Consider the following 21,393-nt stretch of genomic DNA (forward strand, 5'->3'; position numbering starts at 1 on the left):
CCACACCTAAATTGCTGTTGCCAGATCAAGAATTGGAGAAAACCCCGGGAGATCACCGGAGTTCCACTATGGCCGGTACCCGTGAATGCCCACACCCCTAAGCCACCCCGGACGGATAACCCCGAATGAGGTCCGCGGCGGCCCGTCCGCCGAGTTCACGGTCCGGCTCGTCGAACTTCCTGCGCACATAGTGGAGGTCGTTCATCAGGTCGTAGGAGGTGATTTTCCTGGGGGCGGTCCGCTCGGCCACACCGGCCAGCGGAAGGTTGCCGGTGTTCGCCCACCTCAGGCGTCCGTCGGAATCGATGTGGCTGCGCACCCGCCCGGCGTTGTCGGGGTGGACGCAGTAGGGCACGTCGAGGTATCCGATGCGGAACGCGTCCAGCAGCGCGGCCCCGATGTCGTCGTCGAGGTCGAGGACGGCGTCCACGATGGACCGGGCCTCCGCATAGGTCTGGCTGTCGCCGGACGGCTCGCCGTGGAAGGGGGTGCGCTCGGCGGTCCGGGCCGCGTACTCCAGTGCCTGGACGTTCTCGCCGACGGTGGGGATGCGGCGGGCCTCGGCGGCCGTCTTGACGATGATGCGCTCGGCACCGGTGGTGACGGCGAGCTCGGCGGCGCTGCCCAGCAGTCCGTACGCGCCCCGGGTGGTCTCCGGGTAGACGCCCATGTACGTGTAGATGACGACGTGCCAGTTGTCGGTGGGCAGCAGCTCCCGGCACAGCCGGCGCAGCGCGGCGACGGCCTCCTTGTCCTGGCCCATGTGCGTCTGCTGCGCGTAGCTCAGCGAGACGGAGCGGATGCCGTGCCGGGTGAAGAACATCGCCTCCAGGAAGCTGATCGCGACCAGCATGCTCGGCGGGCAGAGCTGGCCCATCATGCATCCGCCGAAGGTCTCCAGGTGCGGCTCGACGCCGACTTCGCGCAGGCGCGCGTACAGCCGGCAGCAGTCTTCCCAGTTCCTGACCGCCTCGGCGAGCGGGGTGCGCCCGTAGGGCAGGCAGTACGAGGCGGGGCCGCCCTCGGTGGCGTTCAGGCGCAGGCGCATCATCGCCCAGAAGATGTCGGCGGGGGTGGCCGATCCGTGCCGCACCTGCACGGGGAAGGTGCGGTCCCACAGTCCGTCGAGGACGGCGGCCGTGGTGGCCGGGGGGTGGCTGACGATGGGGTAGCCGTTGAGGTCGATGCCCTCGCGCAGGGCGCTCTCGACGGCGTCCAGGTTGCCCACGCGGGTGTAGCTGTCGAGGGTGAGGGTGCCGACGGTGGTGGCCCGGGCGCCCCGGGTGGCGGCGAGGCCCTCGCGCATCCTCAGCGGGCCGCCGAAGCCCATGCGGGGCTGGACGACGAGCCGGCCGTTGCCGCCCTCGCGGCGCACGAACTCCCCGAAGTCGACCGGGGCCGGGCGCTGCGGGGCCCCTTCGACGGGCGTGTCGAGGCTGGTCATGCGGCGATCCGGGACCGGTCGGCGAGGGCCTTGGGCTCGGCCTCGGGCAGCGCCGCCAGGAACGAGTGGAAGGCTGCGATCGGGTCCTTGCCGTCCTCGAAGACGGCGTCGTATCCGGCGGCCATGAGCTCCCCGGTGCGGTCCGCGCCCTGCCCGCCGTCGGTGCCGAGCTTGCCGCCGATGACGATCGGTGTGGCGGCCAGCCCGTCGCAGGCCCGCAGCAGCGGGATGACGCGCATCCCGTCCTGGTAGCCGTGGCCGTTGACGCTGCTGACGACGATCATCTCCGGCTGCCGGCCCGCGCACTCGGCGACGAGCACGTCGTCGGGCACGCACGGGCCGAGGTTGACCACGTCGTAGCCGCACTCCTCGATCAGCAGCTGCAGGAAAACCAGGTTCCAGGTGTGGGAGTCCGAGGCCAGGGTCGTGACGACCACCGTGCCCTTGGACTGCGCGGCGGGCTCCCCCGGCGGGAGCGGGGCCGGCTGCGCGTCACTCATCGCCGCTCCCCCGGTCGAGCCGGGTGCGGACGTGCTCGATCCGGGTGACGGAGACGATCTCCCCGCCCTCGACCGCGATCTCGGTGGGCGCCGGGCGCCCCAGGAACATCAGCAGGCTCGACGTGGGGCCGTACGCGCCCGCGTTGGGGATGGTCACGAGATCGCCGGGGGCCAGGACCGGTACGTCGATCTGGCGGCCCAGGACGTCGCCGGGCGTGCACAGCGGGCCGACGAGGCTCGCCTTCTCCGTCTCGCCGCCGGCCTCGACGTACACCGACACCGGCAGCAGCCGGCCGAGGCCGGACATCCCGCCGAAGGTGTTGATGCCCGCGTCGGCGATGACGAACTTCTTGCCGCGGCTGACCTTGACGTTGGTGACCTGGGTGACCAGGGTGCCGCTGTCGCCGGACAGGTAGCGGCCGGACTCGACGGCCAGCCGCGGCGTGCCCTCGCGCCAGGCGGGGAAGTGCACGTCGAGGGCGGCCTCCAGCTCCCCCTTGAGCTTGGGGTAGCGGGCCCGCTCGCCGTGCTGGGCGTACGGCACGGAGAAGCCGCCGCCGATGTCCAGCAGCCGCAGCGGGACCCCGAGGTCCTCCTGCATGGCCGCGGCCACCGCGATGGTGTGCGTCAGCTCGCCGATCAGTGCCTCCTCGTCCCGCGCGTTGGACTGCGAGAACAGGTGCAGGCCTGCGATCCGGGTGCCGGGGACGGCGCGCAGCTCGGCCGCGATGCCGACGACGGTCTCGCTGTCGATGCCGAACTGGGTGGGCGCGCCCGTCATCCGGATGCTGGTGGTGGCGCTGGCCTGGGCGCTGTTGATGCGCAGCAGGCAGTCGGCGACGGTGCCGTGCTCCAGGGCGGTCTCGCCGATGTGCGTCAGGTCCGTCAGGGACTCGGCGGAGAACGTGCGCACGCCGGCGGCGATGGCCTCGCGCAGTTCGCCGTACGTCTTGCCGGGGCCGGTGTAGAGGATGTCGGCGGGGTCGTAGCCGCCGGCGAGGGCGGCCGCCAGCTCGCCGGTGGAGCTGATCTCGGCCTTGCAGGCGGGGCCGTCGCCGTCGCGCAGGGCGCGGACGAGGTCGGTGTGCGGGTTGGCCTTGAAGGCGTAGAAGACCTCGAAGCCGTCGGGCAGGGAGGCGAACAGGTCGCGCCGGGCGGCCCGGACCCGGTCCAGGTCGTAGACGTACAGGGGGGTGCCGTACGTGCGCGCCAGCTCGGCCGGGTCGGTGGGACGGGGGGTGGCGGTGGTCATTTCCCACTCCTGTCGAGCAGCGCGGCCAGCTCCTGGCGGGCGTTCTTTCCGTGGCGGGTGAGCGGGAGCTCGGTCAGGCAGCGGCAGATCGCCGGGACCTTGGCGGGCTCCAGGCGCTCGGCCAGGCCCTTGAGCACGGCGGCCGGTGCCAGGTCGCTCTCGACGAACAGGGCCAGGTCGTGCCCGTCGCCGGGGGGCAGTGCGGCGGCGGCGCGGACGCCCGGGATGTCCATGGCGGCGCTCTCGATCTCGAGCGTGCTCATGCGGAAGCCCTTGCGCTTGAACATGTCGTCGCGCCGGCCCTCGAAGTACAGGTAGCCGTCGGCGTCCAGGCTGCCGTAGTCGCCAGTGTGCAGGCAGGGCTCCCCGGTGTCGGGGGCCGTGCGGAAGGCCTTGGTGCAGGCCTCGGGGTTGTCCCAGTAGCCGGGCATGACGTGCGGGCCGACGGCGACGATCTCGCCGGTCCGGCCGGCGGGCAGCTCGCGGCCCTCGTCGTCGAGGATGAGCACGCGGGTGCCGGGCAGCGGCAGGCCGCAGGAGCCGGGGCGCTCCAGGTCCTCCTCGGGCGGCATGACGGTGATGCGCTTGGCCTCGGTCTGGCCGTACTGGCGGACCACGCGCACGCCCGGGAACAGCTCGCGCAGGCTGTCGATCGTGGCCTGCGGCAGGGCGGCGCCGGTGTTGGTGAACATCCGCACCGGCGGCAGGTCGCGGCCGTCGCGCCGGGCCAGGCTGACGATCATGGAGGCGAAGGAGGGGACGAGGGGCACGACGGTGGTACCGGTCTCGCGCATGCGGCGCAGCAGCGTCAGGTCCGAGTCGCCGTCGGCGAGCACGATCTCGCTGCCGGCGATGCAGGTCATCAGCACCTTGTAGAGGCCGTAGTCCCAGGACATCGGGAAACGGCAGAAGACCACGTCGTCGGGGCGGTAGCCGAGGGCCTCGGTCAGCGCCCGGGAGGCGAAGGCGACCTGGGAGTGCGGGCAGATGACCGCCTTGGGCGCTGCGGTGGACCCGGAGGTGTAGATGAGGGTGGCGATGTCGTCGGGGCGCACCGGCTCGGCCTCGAAGGGGGCGTCCTCGGCGCGCAGCGCCTCGACCTCGTCCCACAGGGCGTCCGCGTGGTGGACGGTGGCGGCCGCCTCCTGGAGCCGGCCGGCCGTGGCCGCGTCGCCGATGAGGAGCTTGGGGTCGGCGTTGGCGATGACCTGGCGCAGCTGGAAGGGCTTCATCGCCGGGTTGAGCGGTACGAAGACCACTCCGCAGCGGGCCGCGCCGTAGAACATCGCCGCGAGCCTGCGGTTGGTCGGCAGCTGGAGCACGACCCTGTCGCCGCGGCCGGCGCCGCGGGCGCGCAGCCAGTGGGCGAACGCCCGGCTGTAGGCGTCGAGTTCCCGGTAGGTCCACGCGCCGGTGGCGTCGCGGACCGCGGGGGCGTCCGGCGTCCCCGCGACGGCGGCTTCCAGCAGGCCGTGGACGAGTTCGCCCTGTGCGGGATTCCCGCCGGAAATTCCGGTCTCCCCGTGTATCCCATTCGCGTGGCTGACCAACACCGCACTCCCGCCTCGTCGAGTTAAGCCTCGGTTCGTCGAATTCATGGCTTAATTACCTCGACGCCACGGTAGGGGCGGCCGGGCGGCGGCCAAACCCCTACCTCCCCCCTTAGAGGGAGGCCCGTTCCCGTATGGGAAACGGTGTGGCATCGGGCGTGCCGGCCTGTTCGCACACCGGCCTGGAAAACAGGTGGAGCGGTGCCGGAACGCGCGGGTGTTTCCGTACGGGGATCCCTCCTTTCCGCGTGGTGTACGGAAAGGAGGGATCCCGCCTTTCGCGGTCACGCCGCCGCGGCGGTGGTGCGCGGGGCGGCCGGGCGGGCGCCGGCGAGGAGGGCGGGGTAGTCCTTCAGCTTGATGTTCTCGGCGGACTTCAGGCTCAGCCGGGCGAAGACCGCGGACATCACCTTGGTGGTGAGCATGCGGTAGGAGAGGTTGCGGCTGCGGATCTTCTTCTCGGTGGCGGGGGCGAGGAAGCGGCCGGCGCCCTCCGCGGTCTTCTGGCAGCCCTTGACGTACGCGCGGATCGCGGCCTCGTAGCCGGCGAACGCGGCCCGGTGGTCGCTCTGGGTGGCCAGCTCGCCGGCGAGGACATAGGCGCAGACCACGGCCAGGCCCGTGCCCATACCGCCCATGGTGGCGCCGTATCCGGCGTCGCCGAGCAGGACGACGCGGCCCTTGGACCAGCGGTCCATGCGGACCTGGGCGATGGCGTCGAAGTACAGGTCCCCGGCCTGTTCCAGGCCTTCGAGGATGCGGGGCACCTCCCAGCCGAGCCCGGCGTACCGCTCGGCGAGGATCTGCTTGTGCCGGGCGGTGTCGCGCCGGTCGCAGGCCAGTTCGGGGGACTCGAAGACCATGGTGACGCCCGCCTTGTGCGGGTCGCCGTCGTAGTTGTTGACGCTGACGGCCCGGCCGGGGGCGTTGAGCCAGCGGGCGGTGCGGTCCAGGCCCAGGTGGTTGGGGACCTCGAAGCCGGCCACGTAGTAGCCGAGGTGGTGCAGGAAGAGCGACTCGTCGCCGAAGGCGAGCCGGCGCACGTTGGAGTGCAGTCCGTCGGCGCCGACCACCAGGTCGTAGGTGCGGGGGGCGGTGCGCTCGAAGGTGACGCGGACCTCGTCCGCGGTCTCCTCCAGGGCGGTGATGGAGTCGCCGAAGATGTACTCGACGCTGTTGCGGGTCCGCTCGTGGAGGATCCGCGACAGGTCGCCGCGGAAGACCTCCACATCGCCGCTCATCACCGAGGCGGGCACGGTGACCTGCTCGGCGCCGCTCTCGTCGACGAAGGTCTGCGTGCCCATGTGGGTCTGGTGGCGGTGCAGGTCCTCCCAGATGCCCATGCGCTCCAGCACCGTGCGGTGCGCGTCCCCGCGGAAGTCCACCGCGAAGCCGCCCTCGCGCAGCGCCGGGGCCTTCTCGACGACGGTCACCGCGTAGCCGTAGCGGCTGAGCCAGTGGGCCAGGGCGGGTCCGGCGACGGATGCGCCGGAGATCAGGACCGTCCTGGCGGTCCTGGCGGTCTCGGCGGTCCCGGCGGTCTTGGCGTACTGGGTGCGAAGGTTCGCGGTCATGGTCGGCTCCTCTGCCTGGGGTGTCTCCCGCTTGCAGAATCAGCTTCCCGGGGGCCGCTTACCGGTCAGGTACCGTCCGCTGACCGCCCCTGACCGAGGACGGTCAGCGCCTGGTCCTGGCTCAGTGCCCTGCCCCGGGCGTACGCCTCCTCGTAGGCGTCGGCGCCGGTCAGCGCCCTGGCGGCGGCCTCGATACGGGCGGCGTCCGGGTCCCCGGCCACTGCCGTGCCGCGCAGTGCGGCCGCGGCGCCGAGGAGCAGGGCGGCCCGTTCGCCGTCCCCTTCGAGGGCGGCCAGCCCGGCCAGTCCGTCGGCGGCGTGCGCGAGCTCGGCGGGGGTGCGCCGCTCCAGGGCGATGGCGAGGGCCTTCTCGTGCCAGGTGCGCGCCTCCTCGGGGCGCCGCTCCGCCTCGGCGGTGCGGCCCAGGCCCGTGAACAGGTGCTGTATCTCGGCGACGCTGTACCAGTTGTCGGCGACCGTGGCCAGCGCCCGCTCGTAGTGGCCCCGGGCGTCCGCGAGCCGGCCGGTCAGCCTGGCCACGTCACCCAGGCCCCGCCGGGCGGCGGCGGCCTTGTCCGGGATGCCGAGCCGGGCGGCGAGTTCGGCGGCCCGCCGGTAGTGGGTGCGGGCCTGCTCCAGGTCGCCGCCGTGCACCAGGGTGTCGGCGCGGCGGCGCAGCAGGTCCGCGGTCTCCTCGGGGGCGTCGAGCTGTCCGACGAGGGTCAGCGCCTCGTCCAGGCGGGCCAGCGCCAGGTCCCGTTCGCCCCGCCAGCCGGCGAACATGGCCAGGGGGTCGAGCGAGTTGGCCATGCCCCAGCGGTCACCGGTCTCGCGGAACTCGGCGAGGGCGGCGGCGAACCAGGCCTCCGCCTCGTCCGGGCGGCCCTCGAACCAGGGCTGGAAGCCGCTGCCCATGCGGATGACGGCCCGGGCCCACGGGTCGGTGCCGATCTGTTTGCGCCGGGTGATGTCGTTGGCCCGGTCGGGGCCGCTGAGGGTGGCCCACAGCACGGTCACGATGGGGCGGCGCAGCGGCCGGTCGATGCCGAGCAGCACCGACTCGGCCCGGTCCAGGCGGGATTCGGCGTCCGCCGAGTCATCCTGCGCCAGGTGGGCGTTGAGCACGCACAGGATGTACTCCTCGTCCAGACCCGGGGGCGCCTCGCCGCCGATCGCGGTGAGCAGCCGGGCCGCCAGCGGCGCGGTCTCGCCGTGCAGGCCGCGCAGCCACCAGTACCAGGTGAGCCCGGCGAGCAGGCGCAGGGCGAGGGCGACGTCGGCGTCCGCGGACCAGCGCAGGGCGGCCTGGAAGTTGTCCTGTTCGGCGGCGAGCCGGGCCAGCCACTCGACCTGCTCGGTGCGGCGCAGGTACGGTTCCGCGGTCTCCGCCAGGGTGAGGAAGTGCAGGGCGTGGGCCCGGCGGAACTCCTGCTCCTCCCCCGACTCCGTCAGCCGCTCCGCGCAGAACGCCCGTACGGTCTCGAACATGCGCAGCCGTCCGCCGCGCGCCTCCACCAGCGACTTGGCGACCAGCGAGTCCAGCAGCTCCTCGGCGTCGGGCAGCCCGCACACGGCCTCGGCCGCGCCGAGGGTGGCGCCGCCGGCGAACACGGTCAGCCGCCGGGCCAGCGCCCGTTCGTCGTCGTCGAGCAGGTCCCAGCTCCACTCCACCACGGCCCGCAGGGTCTGGTGCCGGGGGGCGGCGGTGCGGTCCCCGCGGGAGAGGAGTTTGAAGCGGTCGTCCAGGCGGGCGGCGACGTCCTCGACGGACAGGGTCCGCAGCCGGGCGGCAGCCAGCTCAAGGGCGAGCGGCAGGCCGTCCAGGGCGGCGCAGATGCGCTCGACGATCGCGGCCCGCGCGCCTTCGGGGGCGAAGCCCGGCGATACTGCGGCCGCCCGGTCGGTGAACAGCTGGGCGGCCGGCCCGGGTTCCAGCGGCGCCAGCGGGCACAGCGCCTCACCGGTCAGGCCGAGCGCCTCCCGCCCGGTGGCGAGCACGCGTACGTCCGGGCAGGCGCCCAGCAGCCGCCGGACGAGGCGGGCGGTGTCCTCCACGACGTGTTCGCAGTTGTCCAGTACGAGCATCAGCCGGCGCTCGGCGAGTGCGGTCACCAGCCGCTCCTCGGGCCCGGGCCCGCCGCCGGAGGAGGGCCGCAGGCCGAGGGCGCCGAGCACGGCGGCGGGGATCTGCGCGCCGTCGGCGAGCGGGGCCAGCTCGACGAAGCACACCTCGCCGGTCTCCCGGGCCGCGGCCTCGACGGCCAGCCGGGTCTTGCCCACTCCGCCGGGGCCGATCAGGGTCACCAGTCGGGCGGCGGCCAGCAGGCCCCGGATGCGGGACAGTTCGCTGTCGCGGCCGACGAAGCTGGTGAAGGCGGCGGGCACGCCGCGGGGCGCCGCCTCGGACACGGGGCGGTCGGCGCGCAGCAGTTCCAGGTGGATACGGGCCAGTTCGGGCGAGGGGTCGGCCCCCAGCTCGTCGGCGAGCGTGGCGCGGGTGCGGTCGTAGACGGTCAGGGCCTCGGCCTGGCGTCCGCTGTCGTGCAGGGCCCGCATCAGCTGGCCGCACAGCCGCTCCCGCAGCGGGTGGGCGGTGAGCAGCTGCCGGAGCTCCGGGACGAGCGAACCGTTCTCGCCGAGTGCCAGTTCGGCCTCGAAGCGGTCCTCGGCTGCGGCCAGGCGCAGCTCCTCCAGGCGCTCCTGTCCTGCCCCGGCGGGGCCGCGCCACAGCCCGAGGGCTTCGCGCAGCACGGAGGCGGCCCGGGGGTGGTCGCCGAGGGTCAGCGCCTGCCGGCCTTGTCGCGCGAGGCGTTCGAACCGGTGTGCGTCGACGTCGTCGGGGTCGACGTCGAGGCGGTATCCGGAGGGCAGCGACTCGATGGTGACGCCGAGCCGGCGGCGCAGCCGCGATATCTGCGACTGCAGGGCGTTGGCGGCGCCGGCCGGGGGCTCCTCGCCGTAGACCTCGTCGATGAGGCGGTCGGTGGTGACCACCCGGCCGGGGTCGGCGAGGAGCAGCGACAGGACCGCGCGCGGGCGCGGCCCGCCGAGTTCGAGGCGCTCGCCGTCGGCGCTCCGCACTTCCATCGGGCCGAGAATCATGAACTGCACGCGGTGATTGTCTCGCATCAAGTAGCGCCCGCTCAGGGGGGTCCGGGGGCGGACCGGGGGGCCGGGGCGGGGGCGGGGGCGGGCCGCCAGCCCTCGGACGCGGCGATCAGGGCGGCCGCCCAGCGCTCCAGCACCCGCTCCCCCGCCGCCGCGTCGGCGCCGGTGGGGTCGCCGAGGACGCCGGTGGCGGTGACGGCCCGCAGGCCGCCGCTGCGCAGGGCGGGCAGGATCTGCGGCAGCGGGCGCAATTCCCCCGGTACGGCGGCGCCGGGCCGCACGGCCGTCGGCCGCAGGGCGAGCATGGCGGAGGTCTCGGTGTGGCCGGCGTGCGAGTCGGCGGGGTCGCCGCCGGGTTCCCAGAAGTGGACCCGGCGGCCCTCGCCGCGCAGGGTCCTGACGGCCCGTCGCAGCGGCTGGGCGTTCCCGCCGTGCGCGGAGACGAGGAGGACTGCGGCGAAGGCGTCCGCGGAGCGCACGAGTTCGGTCAGCAGCAGCTCGACGGCCTCCTGGCCGATGGAGAGGGTGCCGGGGAACCCGGCGTGCTCGCCGGAGGATCCGTAGTGCACCGGCGGGGCGAGCACGATCCAGTCGCGGGCGCGGGCGAGACGTTCGGCCAGCGCGCACGCGATGTCGGTGTCGACGGTGAACGGCAGGTGGGGGCCGTGCTGTTCGGTCGAGCCGACGGGTACGGCGAGCACGCTGGCGGCCGCGGTCCGGGCCAGCTCGGGCCACGCGAGGTCCGCCAGACGGCGCGGGCCCCCGCTCACGTCCCCTCCGCCCCGGCCGGACCACACGCCACCGCACCCCCGGCGCACGACCCCGCGGCCCCGGCGTGCGCGGCCGCCGCCCCGGTGGGCGGCACCGCTGCCTCCGCGCACGCGGCCGCGGTCTTGGCGCACGACACCGCAGCCCCGGTGGACGACCCCGCAGCCCCGGCGGACAGCACCGCGACCTCGGCGGACGGCACCGCTGTCTCCGCGTACGGGACCACGGCCCCGGCGTGCGGCGGCGCGGCCTTCGTGTACGGCTGTGCGGCCCCGGCCTGCGGGACTGCAGCCTCGGCGTGCGGCGGCAGTGCGGCCTTCGCGTACGGGACCGTGGCGCCGGTGTGCGGGGCGGCGGCCTCGGCGTGCGGCGTTGGGGCCTTCGTGTGCGGCAGTGCGGGCCGGGATTTCGGCGGCGCGGGCGGGCTGGGGGGCGGGGCGGGGCGGGGGGTGGTGCGCGCGGCGGCGGGGCGCAGGGGGGCGGTGGTGCGGTGGCGCAGGGCGCCCCACCAGACGCCCGCGCCGTAGGCGAGGTCGTCCGCGACCCGTGCGGCCAGCCAGTGCGGCAGGCCGCAGTCGGGGCGCTCCCGCGCCCAGTCGACGGCGTGCCGGGCCAGGGCGGCGCCCAGCAGGAGCCGGCCGCGGGGGGTGGCGGCCAGGGCAGGCGCGACGGCGGGCCACCAGGTCCGGGTGGCGGCGTCGGCCAGCTGCCGGCCGGCGGCCCAGTGGCCGAGTGCGGCGAGCCGGAGGCTCTCGGCGGCCGGTACGCCGGCCCGGGAGAGCCGGCCGGGCAGCAGCGCGGCGGTGGCCAGTGCCGCGGCGGCCGCGGTCGCCGGGCGGCCGGCCGCCAGCGCGGTCCAGGCGGCCAGGCTCCAGGCGGAGGCCCGCACGGGGGCGACGGCCGCGCCGTGCCGCAGGGCGAGCGGGGCGGCCGAGGTGCCGTACGCGAACCTCTGGCGTGCCCAGGCCCGCCAAGTGGCGCGCGGGGTGTGCAGTACCCGGGCGGCCGGCTCGTAGCGCACCCCGGCGCCGGTCGCGGCCAGCCGCCACACCAGGTCGACGTCCTCGCCGTAGCGCAGCGACTCGTCGAATCCGTCGAGCCGTTCGAGGGCGTCGCGGCGGACGACGAGCGCGGCCGTGGGTACGTAGGCCACGCGGCTGCCGGGCCGGACTGCGGCGGGCCGCGGGCCCAGGTCGAGCGGCGAGCGGTGGCGTTCGTAGCGGTCGAGCGCGCTGTCGCCGGGGCGGCTGCACACCCGGGGCGCGACGGCGGCCACGTCCGGGTCCTCGAAGTGGGGGAGCAGGGCGTCGAGCCAGCCGGGTTCGGGTACGACGTCGGCGTCCAGGAAGGCGACGAGCGGGGTGCGGGCCTGCCGCCAGCCGGTGTTGCGGGCCGCGGCGGGGCCGCGCGGGACGGGGTGGCGTGCGGCGGCGCCGGGCAGCGGCACGGCGGAGCCGTCGTCGACGAGGAGGGCGGCCGCGCAGTCGGGGAGCAGCCCGGGCAGGGCGGCGGCCGCCGGGTGGTCGCGTACGGGTACGACGGCGGTGACGTCGGCGGGGGTGAGCGAGGCGCGGGTGTGCCGGGGGTGGGCCAGGCCGCCGCGGACGAGGCGGCCCGCCAGCTGCCGGGGGGCCGGCGTGCCCTCCACCGGGGCACCGCGGAACCAGCCGTCGACCAGTCGGGCGCCGGCGTCGCTCAGTCGCAGCACGCGCAGCGGGGTGCCGCCGACCAGGAGCCGCCCGCCGGACAGCCGGCGCAGGCCCGGGTCGCGGGTGAGGTGCAGGGTCATGCGCCGTGTCCCGCGGCCGTGGCGGCCGTGGCGGCCGTGGCGGCGGAAGGGGGGCCGGCCGCCGTGCTCGCCGCGTCGCTCTGCGCGGCTCCCGACAGCCCGCGCAGGTGCTCCAGGAGCAGGTCGGCGGCCTCGGCCGCGGAGGCGGGGGTGAGCACCCGTGGCGGGGTGCGGGGAGGGGTGTGTGCGCCGGTCAGGGCCAGCAGCCGGGTGCGGGGATCGTCGCCCGCGGGGGCCGGCAGGACCCGGGGGCGGGGCCGGTAGGCCCGTACCGGCCCGGTGCGGACCGGGGGGGCCGCTCCGGGGGCGGCCGCCACCACGGGGATGGCGGCGGTGCGGGCGGACAGGGTGCCGGGCAGGGAGGCCCGGCGCAGGCCCGCCGTCCCCGGCTCGACGGAGCACACGGCCGGCAGGGGCACGGCGAGGACCTCGGTGCGGCCGCCGTCGAGCCGGCGCACCGCGCGCAGCCTCGCCCCGGCCGTCCCGGCGGCTTCGCCGACCGTGCCGGTGCCCGCGGCGGCCGGTTCGGCCGGTTCCGTCAGTGCCGTCAGTGCCGTCAGTGCCGTCAGTTCGGTCAGTCCCAGGGCCTGGGCGGCGCCCAGCAGCCCGGCCAGCAGGGCGGGGGTCGCCCCGGTGGCCCGGTCGGCGGAGCGGTCGCCGCAGACGACCAGGTCCGGCCGGACGCCGTGGGCGCGCAGCCCGGCGTGCAGCAGGTGGGCGGTGGCCGTGCCGGCGGTGTCGGCGGTGTGGGCGGCATCGGGTGCCTCGATGCGCAGTGCCTCGTCCGCGCCGCAGGCCAGGGCCTCGCGCAGGACCTCCTCGGCCTCGGGCGGGCCGGCCGTGACGGCCAGGCAGCGGGCGGAGAGTGCCTCGGCCAGCCGCAGGGCGTGTTCCAGCGCGCTGCGGTCGGCGGGGCTCGCCCCGCCTGCGTACGGGTCGGTGCGTACGGTGCCGGTGAGCGGGTGGACGGTGGCCCGCGGGTCGCTCCAGCGCAGGGCGGCGACGATCAGCACGCGGCTCACCCCCGCCGGAAGGCGACGCCGTGGCCGCCCTCGGGGTAGGACCAGCTGATGGCGCCCTCGGTGTCGCACACCTGGTAGCAGGTGCCGCACTCGAAGCACTGCTCGTAGTTGAACAGGATGCCGCCGTCGCTCGTGGGCACGAACAGCCGGGCGGGGCAGGAGTGGACGCAGACCTGCGCGGCGCAGCCGCGGCAGACGTCGCTGTCGACGCTGATGTGCGCCCGGCCGGAGACCCGGAAGTCCACGCCGGACATCCGGTCCTCGAAGGAGATCGGGCCGGCGGGGCCCGCGGGGCCCCCGGATCCGGGAGGACCGGGAGGACTGGGCGGGGTCATGCGAAGGACCTCCATCCGGTGAGGGCGTCGGAGAGCAGGTGGCGCAGTTTCAGGCCGCGGGCGCGGGCCCGGGAGGTCACCGTGCGCCGCAGGCCCGGCTTGGGGCGCGGGTTGTCGACGGTGAAGAAGTCCTGGGCGAGGTCGCACAGCAGGCCCGGGTAGGTCCGCTGGACCCGCTCGGAGAAGACCAGTTCGGGGACGCGGCGCAGCTTGCGCAGGTCGGCCAGGACGAAGGAGTCCTCCAGGGAGCGCCGGTAGCCGGCCAGTCCGGTCCGGGAGGTGTCCCCGGCGGTGACCGCGGCCGCGGCGGCGCGGCCGGCGTACATGCCGGCGCCGAGGGCGTAGTTGACCCCTTCGAGCCAGACGCCGGCGGCCAGGCACATGGCGGCGGCGTCCCCGGCGACGAGGAGTCCGTCGGCGGCGAGTTCGGGCATGGTGTCGTGGCCGCCCTCCGGGATGAGGTGGGCGGAGTACTCCTTGACCTCGGCGCCGCGCAGCAGGGGCGCGACCGCCGGGTGGGCCTTGAGCCGGTCGAGGACCTCCTCGGGCCGGGTGCCGGAGGCGGCCAGGCCCGTCAGGGAGAGCACGACGCCGACGCTGACGGTGTCCAGGCCCGTGTAGAGGAACCCGCCGCCCGGGATGTCGCCGGTGCAGCCGAGTATTTCGATGTCCTGGCCGTGCCGGCCGGTGAGGCCGAATCGCTCCTCGATGGCCTGCCTCGGCAGGGCGAGGACCTCTTTGACCCCGAGCGAGGTGTGCTGGGCCTGGCTGCCGGGCACGCGGTCGAACAGGCCGGCCTCCTTGGCGAGGAAGGAGTTGACGCCGTCGCAGGCGATGACGACGCCGGCGCGGAGGTCGCCGCCCGGCCGGTCGGTGCGCACCCCCGTGACGGCTCCGCCGGGGCCGCGCAGCAGACCGGTGGCGGTGGTGGCGGGGACCAGTACGGCGCCCGCTTCCTGGGCGAGGCCGGCGAGCCAGCCGTCGAGGTCGGCGCGGTGGGCGGTGGCGCCGTTGTAGGGGGGCCGGCCCCAGTCCTCGGTGCGGAAGTCGACGGTGAGGGCCTGGGTTTCGGTGAGCACCATGGTGGACCGGCGGGTCACCCAGCGCTGTACGGGCATCTGCTCCCACCAGCGCGGTACGAGCTCGTCGAGGATCCGCCCGTAGACGACCCCGCCGTAGACGTTCTTGGCCCCCGGGTACGGGCCGCGCTCTAGCAGGGCCACCCGCTTGCCGGCCCGGGCGGCCTCCAGGGCGGCGGCGCTGCCCGCGGGTCCGGCCCCGACGACCACGATGTCGAAGGAGGCGTCAGGCGTGGTCGGCATCGGGTGTCTCCAGCCGCTGGGCGAGTTCGGTCAGGACGGCGGCGGCGTCGGCCACGACGCCGAGGTCGGCCATGGCCGTCATGGGGCAGTGCGGGTCGGTGTTGACGCTGATCACGTGGCGCGGTGTGCCGAGGCCGCCGGTGTGGTGCGGGGCGCCGGACACGCCGAAGGCGATGTACAGGTCGGGGTCGACGAGGACGCCGGTGGTGCCGATCTGGCGGTCGTGGCCGAGCCAGCCGGCGTCGGTGACCACGCGGGTGGCCCCGACGGCGGCGTCCAGGGCGTCGGCGACCCGGCCGAGCAGGGCGACCTCCTCGGGGCCGCCGAGGCCGCCGCCGGCGCCGAGGATGCGCCGGGCCCGGGCCAGCGAGGTGGCGTCGGCGTCGGCTTCCCGTACGGCGAGGGTCCGCGCGTCGGCCGTGGGCGGTGGTGCGGGCAGTGTGACGGCGACGGGTTCGGGCGGGTTCCCGGGGAGCGGTTCGACGCCCCGCAGCCCGGGTTCGAGGGTGGCCAGGAACGGGCCTTCGACGCCGAGTTCGACCAGCGCCTGGCCGCCCCAGCGCAGTACGTCGGCCCCGTGCGGCAGCACCTCGACGGCTCCGGCGAGCAGCGGGCGGCCCATCGCGGCGGCGAGCCGGGGCGCGAGGTCGCGGCCGTCCGGGGACGCGGGCAGCACGAGGGTGTGGACGGGGGCCAGCAGCGGGGCCAGCGCGGCCGCGAGGGCGCCGGGCGCGGTGCCGGCGGTGGCGGTCCACACGCGGCGGGCGGCGGTGAGCTGCCGGGCGGCGTCCGCGGTGCCGGTGCCGGCGAGCAGGGCGGCGCCGCCGGCCTCGGCGACCGCCTCGTCGGCACCTGCGGGCAGGACCCCGGCCCGTACGACGACCAGGGCGAGCCGGTCGGGCAGCCCGGGGACATCGGCCGCCGTTCCCGGCGCGGGGCGGCGGGCGGAGACGGGGTCGGGGGCGGGGAGGCCGGTCATGCCGCCACCCCCGCCTGGTGTCCCTCGACGACCGCGGCGTGGGCGCGGCGCGGCGTGAGGCAGTCGCCGGCCCGGTGCACGGTGAACGGGGCGTCCTTGAGGGCGTGCCAGAGCGCGTCCTGCGGCTCCTGCTGGACGGCGCAGACGACCCAGTCGTACTCCTCCTGCGCCATGGCGCCGGTGGTGTGGGTGAGCAGTTCCACGCGTACCCCTCCCGCGTCCTGCGGGTGTGCCCCCATGACGACCTGGTCGGTGGCGTGTTCGATGCCCTTGGCGTGGGCGCGGACCGTGTAGGTCTCCAGATCGAGGGTGATGCCGAGGTCCTGGCCGACCACCATGCCCGGGGTGCTGATGCGCACCGAGCAGCCCCGGTCGGCGAGCAGTTCGGCCACGGAGGTGGCCTGGTGGAAGCCCAGTTCGTCGACGACGAGCACCCGGTCGCCCGCCGCGGGCGCGGCCCGGCCTTCGAGGACGTCGCGTACGTCGACCACCCGGTCGAGGCCGCCGGCCCAGTACGGGCGCCCGGGCCGGGCGCCGGTGGCCAGCACCACCGTGTCGGGGCGGGCCGCCCGTACGGTCTCGGGGGTGGCCTCGGTGCCGGTGCGGATGTCGACGCCGGCGCGGTGGCATTCGGCGAGCAGGTTGCGTACGACGTCGAGGAACTCGGCGCGGCCGGGGGCGGTGGCGGCCGTGGCGACCTGGCCGCCGGTGGCCGGGGACCGTTCGAGGAGGGTGACCTGGTGGCCGCGGCCCGCGGCGGTGGCCGCGGCCTGGAGTCCGGCGGGTCCGCCGCCGACGACCAGCACCCGTCGGGGGCGGCTGCCGGGCACGGGCAGCGGCAGCGGTACGGCCTCCCTTCCGGCGCGCGGGTTCTCGATGCAGCCGAGCCACCGGTTGAGGCCCATCCGCCCGACGCACTCCTGGTTGCAGGACAGGCAGGTGCGGATGGCCGGGGTCCGGCCGGTGCGGGCCTTGGCGGCGAAGTCGGGGTCGGCGATCTGGCCGCGGACCACGCCGACCAGGTCGCAGTGGCCCTCCGCCAGGGCGCGTTCGGCCTGGAGCGGGTCCTTGATGCGTCCGACGCCGACGACCGGGAGGCGGACGGCGCGCCGGATGGCGTTGGAGATGAACAGGGCGTAGCCCGGGGGCACGGCCATGGACGCCTCGATCATGTAGAGGGTCGAGGTGGCCACGCCGATGGAGGTGTTGATGTAGTCGACCTTGCCGGTGGCCTCCACCGCGCGGGCGATCTCGACGGCTTCCCCGATGGTGGTGCCGCCCTCGATGAGCTCGTCGCCGCACAGCCGTACGCCCAGCGCCCGGCCGGGTCCGATGGCCTCCCGTACGGCGTCGATGATCTGGAGCAGGATGCGGGTGCGGTTCTCCAGGGAACCCCCGTAGGCGTCCGTGCGGTGGTTGGTCGCCGGCGAGAGGAAGCCGCGCACGATCGAGGAGTGCGAGCACTGGAGTTCGACGCCGTCGAAGCCGCCGTCGGCGCAGTGGCCGGCGACCGTGCCGTAGCCGGCGACGATCTCGGCGATCTCGGCGCGGGTGACGGCCTTGGGGACCTCCCGGAACAGCGGGTCGGGCACCGGGGAGGGAGCCCATACCGGGAGCCGGGAGTACATCGAGGAGGCCTGGCCGCCGTTGTGGTTGAGCTGCGCGAGGATCGGGGTGCCGTGCGCGTGCACGGCCTCGGTGATCCGGCGGTAGCCGGCCACGGCTGCGGGCAGGTAGCCGTGGATGAGCTTCTCGTACGGCCAGTCCGTGGGGTGGGTGGAGTGCTCCTCGGTGATGATCAGGCCTGCGCCGCCGGCGGCGCGGGCCGCGTAGTAGGCCGCGTGCTGCTCGCTGGGCAGGCCGTCCTGGGCGTAGTTGGTCAGGTGTGCCGAGAACACGATCCGGTTGGCGACCGTGAGGGGTCCCAGCCGCAGCGGGGAGAAGAGGTGGCGGTAGCCGGTCACCGGGTCACGGCTCCTTCGCTGCGCTCCTCCAGGGCCAGGGCGGCGCGCCGGCCCTCCAGGAGGGCTTCGTACACGGTGCGCGGGGCGACGCAGTCGCCGGCGGCGAACGGCCCGGTCAGGGTCTGGTCGGGCAGCCGGTGGCCGCAGTGCACCACGGCCGCGCAGGCGATCTTGTGCTGGACGCCGGTGAGGACGTCCTCCACGAGTACGCCGTCGCCGGACACGGCGCGCAGAACGGCCCGCTTGACCAGGCGCACCCCCGCCCGCTGGAGGCGGGCGTTGGCGTCGGCGAGGTCGCCGGTCAGCGCCAGCTGCGTGCCGACGACCTGGTCCTGGGTGACGATGGCGACCTCGCGGCCCTCGGCCGCCAGCCGTTCGGCGACCGCCGTCCCGGTGGCGTCGCCGAGCGGGTCGTGCACCACCACGGGCCCGGGCGGCAGCTCGGCCCGGCCGGCCAGCAGGTCGGCGGCCTCGACGACCTCGCCGCCCTCGTCGGCGTAGGGGCGGGGGGCCGGCAGGGAGCCGGTGGCCAGCAGCACGCGGCGGCCGACCAGGTCGTCCTGGGCCGCCTCGCGGCCGGTGCGGACGACCACCCCGAGGCGGCGGGCCTCGGCCTCCAGCCAGTCGGCGAACGGGTGCCAGCGGTCGCCCGCCGCGCGGAGCATGCCGCCGGTCCGTTCGGCGCGCTCGGCGAGCTCGACCCGGTGGCCGCGGCCGGCCAACACCCGGGCGGCCTCCAGGCCGGCCGGGCCGGCGCCGACCACGAGCACGTCGAGGGTGCCGGTGCCGGGGTGGGCGCCCTGCGGGCCGGGGTCGGGGTCGCGGGTCTCGTACCCGCTGCGGGGTTCGACCGCGCAGGACACGACGGGGTTGCGGTTGTCGCGCACCTGGCACTTCTGGTTGCACAGCACGCAGGGCCGGGCCCGCTCGGGTGTTCCGGCGCGCACCAGGGCGACCAGGGAGGGTTCGGCGATCTGCGCCCGGGTCATCTCGACCAGGTCGCACACGCCGTCGGCGAGCGCCCGCCCGGCCTGGCCGGGATCGGTGACCGAGCCCTGGAGCACGACGGGCAGCCCGCCCGCGACGGCCGTGCGCACGGTGCGGCACAGCTCGGTGTTGAAGCCGGGCGGCGTGTGGAAGTCGGGGCGGGTCGCGGAGGTGCCCATGGCGGAGCCGCGCACCACGACGAGGTAGTCGGCCAGGGGCGCCAGTTCGCGTACGTGCGCCGCGGCCTGCTCGGGGGTGATGCCCGCCCAGGGGGCCAGTTCGTCGCAGGACAGCCGCAGGCCGAGCACCCCGTCCGGGCCGAGCCCGGTGCGGACGGCGGCCAGCACCTCGCGCAGCAGCCGCAGCCGGTCGGTGCCGTAGGCGTCGGCCCGCTGGTTGGTCAGGCCGGAGGCGAACTGGCGCAGCAGGCTGTGCTGGCCCGCCTCGATCTCCACGCCGTGGAGGCCGGAGCGGACGGCGAGGGCGGCGGCGGCGGCGAACCCGGCGACCAGCTCGTCGATCTCGGTCTGCTCCATCTCCATGGGCAGTTCCCGGCTGGCGACGTCCGCCACTCGCGAGGGCGCCCACAGGGCGCTCTGGCTGTGTGCGGAGGAGCCCTGCGACCCGCTGTGGCCCAGGGAGGCGAGGACGAGGGTGCCGTACGGGGCGCAGGCGCGGGCGACGGCGTCCCAGCCGGGGCCGCAGTCGGCGGCCAGCGGGGCCCGTTCGTACGGCCAGTCCGACGGGTGCACGCTCGCGGTCTCGGTGACCACGACGCCGGCGCCGCCCTCGGCGCGCGCCCGGTAGTAGGCGGCGTGCCGGGGGGAGATGGCCCGGTGGTCGGCCAGGTTGGTGGCGTGGGGGCCGAACATCACACGGCTGGGGGCGGTGCGTCCGCGCAGGGTCACGGGTGCGGTGAGGTTCATGACGCCGCGGCCGTCCGGGGTTCGGGGCTGAATCCGGCCAGCGGGCTGGTCTCGCACGGACGGGCGGAAAACGCGCTGGCCGGCTCGGGCGGGCGGCGGCCGATGGTGACGGGAACGGGGCGGGACCGGGCCCGGCGGGCCGCCGGAGCGGTCCGGTGGGAGTGGTCGCCGCTGGGGCGGGGCGCGCTGCCGGGGCCGACCGCGGCCAGCGCGGGTTCGGCGTTGCCCTTGACGCACTCGGGGTCCGGCCCGTCCAGCGGCAGGCCGGTGAAGAACTTGGCGGCCATGCAGCCGCCGCGGCACACGTCGTACGCGGAGCACGATGCGCAGCCGCCGCCGGTCTGCGGGGCGCGGAGGGCGGCGAACAGTTCCGACTCGCGCCAGACGCGGGCGAACCCGCCGGTGTCGCGGACGTTTCCGGCGAGGAACTCGTCGTGGATGGCGAACGGGCAGGCGTACACGTCGCCGACCGGGTCGATCAGGCACACGACGCGGCCGGCGCCGCACAGGTTGAGGCCGGGCAGGGAGGCCGTCCCCAGCGCGTTGAGGTGGAAGAAGGAGTCGCCGGTCAGCACGGAGTGGCTGTGTTCGAGCAGCCACCGGTACAGCTCGCGCTGCTGGGCGGCGGTGGGGTGCAGTTCGTCCCACACGTCCGCGCCCCGCCCGGCGGGGCGCAGCCGGGTGAGCCGCAGTTGGGCGCCGTGGGCGTCGGCGATCGCCTTGAAGTCGTCGAGCTGGCCGGCGTTCTGCCGGGTGACGACCACGCTGAGCTTGAAGTCGCGCATGCCTGCGTCGGCGAGGTTGCGCATCGCGGTGAGGGCCGTGTCGTACGAGCCGGTTCCGCGGACGGCGTCGTTGACCTCGGCGGTGGCGCCGTCGAGCGATATCTGCACGTCCACGTAGTCGCTGGCGGCCAGCGTCCGGGCCCGCTCGGGGGTCAGCCGGATCCCGTTCGTGGAGAACTTCACGCCCACCCGGTGGGCGGTGGCGTAGTCGAGCAGTTCCCAGAAGTCGGGCCGGACGGTGGGCTCGCCGCCGCCGATGTTGACGTAGAACACCTGCATGCGCTCCAGCTCGTCGATGACGGCCTTGCACTCCTCGGTGGTCAGCTCCCGGGGGTCGCGCCGGCCCGACGACGACAGGCAGTGGACGCACGACAGGTTGCAGGCGTAGGTGAGCTCCCACGTCAGGCAGATGGGGGCGTCCAGCCCGCTCTCAAAGTGTTCGACCAGCCTCACGCTGCCTCCTCTTCCGGGACGGGCCGGGGTTCGATCAGGCCCGTGCCCGCGAGGCCCGCCAGCGCCCGCAGGTACGCCGGGTGTTCCGCGGACGGGACCGCCGCGCCGGCGAGCGCGGTGTGGACGTCGGGGTGGTCCCCCAGGATGCGGACGGCCTCGGCCAGGGCGGGGGTCTTGAGGAAGCTCAGCCGCCGGGTGGCGAAGTCGTACGCGAGCGCCCCGAAGGGCTCGGGGCGCAGCGCCACGGTGGGGGCGCACCGATAGGGGCGCTCGGGGTTGAACATCGTCGGCTCCGGTCTAGTAGACGCCGCACATGCCGTCGATCGACACGTCCTCGACGAGCAGTTCCTCGGCCGCTACGGCCGCCTCCGCGGCCGCCGCGCCCGCCGCGGACTCCGCCGCCGGCGCGGTGTGCTCCCCGGCCTCCTGTCCGGCCATGGCTGCGCCCCCTTCCTGAAGGTGTCGGATGGTTTCCTCAGTGATCGTGCGCAACCGGGACGGGCCTGGCCACCCCTAGAAATTAGGGGCGGGCCGCAGCTCGAGCGGGACACGAGGAGACGTCGAGCCCGCCGCCGGCCCGGACGGTACGGGCGGCGGTGGCCGGGGCCGGTGCCGCCGGGGCCGCCGGTGCCGGTT

The 21,393-nt window shown here is 75.5% G+C and carries 17 protein-coding genes; all 17 read right to left on the reverse strand.

What is annotated here, in order from left to right; translation table 11 throughout:
* Positions 1 to 97: 97 nt before the first annotated feature.
* Positions 98 to 1,444 (reverse strand): methylaspartate mutase, encoded by a 1,347-nt coding sequence (locus tag AC068A_RS24920; RefSeq protein ID WP_478588332.1) that lies wholly within the window; start codon positions 1,442 to 1,444, stop codon positions 98 to 100.
* On the reverse strand, positions 1,441 to 1,944 hold the full coding sequence (locus AC068A_RS24925) for a cobalamin B12-binding domain-containing protein (protein WP_478588334.1): 504 nt from the start codon (positions 1,942 to 1,944) through the stop codon (positions 1,441 to 1,443). The genes AC068A_RS24920 and AC068A_RS24925 overlap by 4 nt, the downstream gene beginning before the upstream one ends.
* Complete coding sequence (locus AC068A_RS24930; protein ID WP_478588336.1) at positions 1,937 to 3,196, reverse strand: type III PLP-dependent enzyme domain-containing protein; 1,260 nt, start codon at positions 3,194 to 3,196, stop codon at positions 1,937 to 1,939. Before AC068A_RS24930 ends, AC068A_RS24925 begins: the two co-directional genes overlap by 8 nt.
* Positions 3,193 to 4,707, reverse strand: a complete 1,515-nt coding sequence (locus AC068A_RS24935) for an AMP-binding protein (RefSeq protein WP_478588406.1) — start codon at positions 4,705 to 4,707, stop codon at positions 3,193 to 3,195. The genes AC068A_RS24930 and AC068A_RS24935 overlap by 4 nt, the downstream gene beginning before the upstream one ends.
* A 323-nt stretch (positions 4,708 to 5,030) precedes the next feature.
* Positions 5,031 to 6,320, reverse strand: a complete 1,290-nt coding sequence (locus AC068A_RS24940) for an FAD-dependent monooxygenase (RefSeq protein ID WP_478588338.1) — start codon at positions 6,318 to 6,320, stop codon at positions 5,031 to 5,033.
* A 65-nt stretch (positions 6,321 to 6,385) separates the two neighbouring features.
* The gene (locus tag AC068A_RS24945) at positions 6,386 to 9,421 is read right to left on the reverse strand and encodes an AfsR/SARP family transcriptional regulator (RefSeq protein WP_478588407.1); all 3,036 of its coding nucleotides are present in this window, start codon (positions 9,419 to 9,421) and stop codon (positions 6,386 to 6,388) included.
* Positions 9,422 to 9,462: 41 nt separating this feature from the next.
* A complete protein-coding gene (gene mftE, locus AC068A_RS24950; RefSeq protein WP_478588340.1) occupies positions 9,463 to 10,197 on the reverse strand; it encodes a mycofactocin biosynthesis peptidyl-dipeptidase MftE in 735 nt (244 codons plus the stop codon).
* On the reverse strand, positions 10,194 to 11,984 hold the full coding sequence (mftF, locus tag AC068A_RS24955) for a mycofactocin biosynthesis glycosyltransferase MftF (RefSeq protein WP_478588342.1): 1,791 nt from the start codon (positions 11,982 to 11,984) through the stop codon (positions 10,194 to 10,196). Before mftF ends, mftE begins: the two co-directional genes overlap by 4 nt.
* Positions 11,981 to 12,997 carry a mycofactocin-associated electron transfer flavoprotein beta subunit gene (locus tag AC068A_RS24960; RefSeq protein ID WP_478588343.1) on the reverse strand — a complete coding sequence of 339 codons (1,017 nt, stop codon included), beginning with the start codon at positions 12,995 to 12,997 and terminating at the stop codon, positions 11,981 to 11,983. The genes mftF and AC068A_RS24960 overlap by 4 nt, the downstream gene beginning before the upstream one ends.
* Before the next feature lie 5 nt (positions 12,998 to 13,002).
* On the reverse strand, positions 13,003 to 13,341 hold the full coding sequence (locus AC068A_RS24965; protein ID WP_478588345.1) for a ferredoxin family protein: 339 nt from the start codon (positions 13,339 to 13,341) through the stop codon (positions 13,003 to 13,005).
* Entirely contained in the window at positions 13,338 to 14,663 is a 1,326-nt protein-coding gene (locus AC068A_RS24970; RefSeq protein ID WP_478588347.1) for an FAD-dependent oxidoreductase, read from the reverse strand. Before AC068A_RS24970 ends, AC068A_RS24965 begins: the two co-directional genes overlap by 4 nt.
* Positions 14,647 to 15,642, reverse strand: a complete 996-nt coding sequence (locus AC068A_RS24975) for a mycofactocin-associated electron transfer flavoprotein alpha subunit (RefSeq protein WP_478588349.1) — start codon at positions 15,640 to 15,642, stop codon at positions 14,647 to 14,649. Before AC068A_RS24975 ends, AC068A_RS24970 begins: the two co-directional genes overlap by 17 nt.
* Positions 15,639 to 17,606, reverse strand: a complete 1,968-nt coding sequence (locus AC068A_RS24980) for a mycofactocin system FadH/OYE family oxidoreductase 2 (RefSeq protein ID WP_478588351.1) — start codon at positions 17,604 to 17,606, stop codon at positions 15,639 to 15,641. Before AC068A_RS24980 ends, AC068A_RS24975 begins: the two co-directional genes overlap by 4 nt.
* Positions 17,603 to 19,519, reverse strand: a complete 1,917-nt coding sequence (locus AC068A_RS24985; RefSeq protein WP_478588353.1) for a mycofactocin system FadH/OYE family oxidoreductase 1 — start codon at positions 19,517 to 19,519, stop codon at positions 17,603 to 17,605. The genes AC068A_RS24980 and AC068A_RS24985 overlap by 4 nt, the downstream gene beginning before the upstream one ends.
* Positions 19,516 to 20,757, reverse strand: a complete 1,242-nt coding sequence (gene mftC, locus AC068A_RS24990) for a mycofactocin radical SAM maturase (RefSeq protein WP_478588355.1) — start codon at positions 20,755 to 20,757, stop codon at positions 19,516 to 19,518. The genes AC068A_RS24985 and mftC overlap by 4 nt, the downstream gene beginning before the upstream one ends.
* Positions 20,754 to 21,041 carry a mycofactocin biosynthesis chaperone MftB gene (mftB, locus tag AC068A_RS24995; protein WP_478588356.1) on the reverse strand — a complete coding sequence of 96 codons (288 nt, stop codon included), beginning with the start codon at positions 21,039 to 21,041 and terminating at the stop codon, positions 20,754 to 20,756. Before mftB ends, mftC begins: the two co-directional genes overlap by 4 nt.
* A gap of 13 nt (positions 21,042 to 21,054) precedes the next feature.
* On the reverse strand, positions 21,055 to 21,195 hold the full coding sequence (gene mftA / locus AC068A_RS25000) for a mycofactocin precursor MftA (protein ID WP_478588358.1): 141 nt from the start codon (positions 21,193 to 21,195) through the stop codon (positions 21,055 to 21,057).
* Positions 21,196 to 21,393 lie beyond the last annotated feature (198 nt).

It is taken from the genome of Streptomyces sp. NPDC043854 (assembly GCF_056436005.1).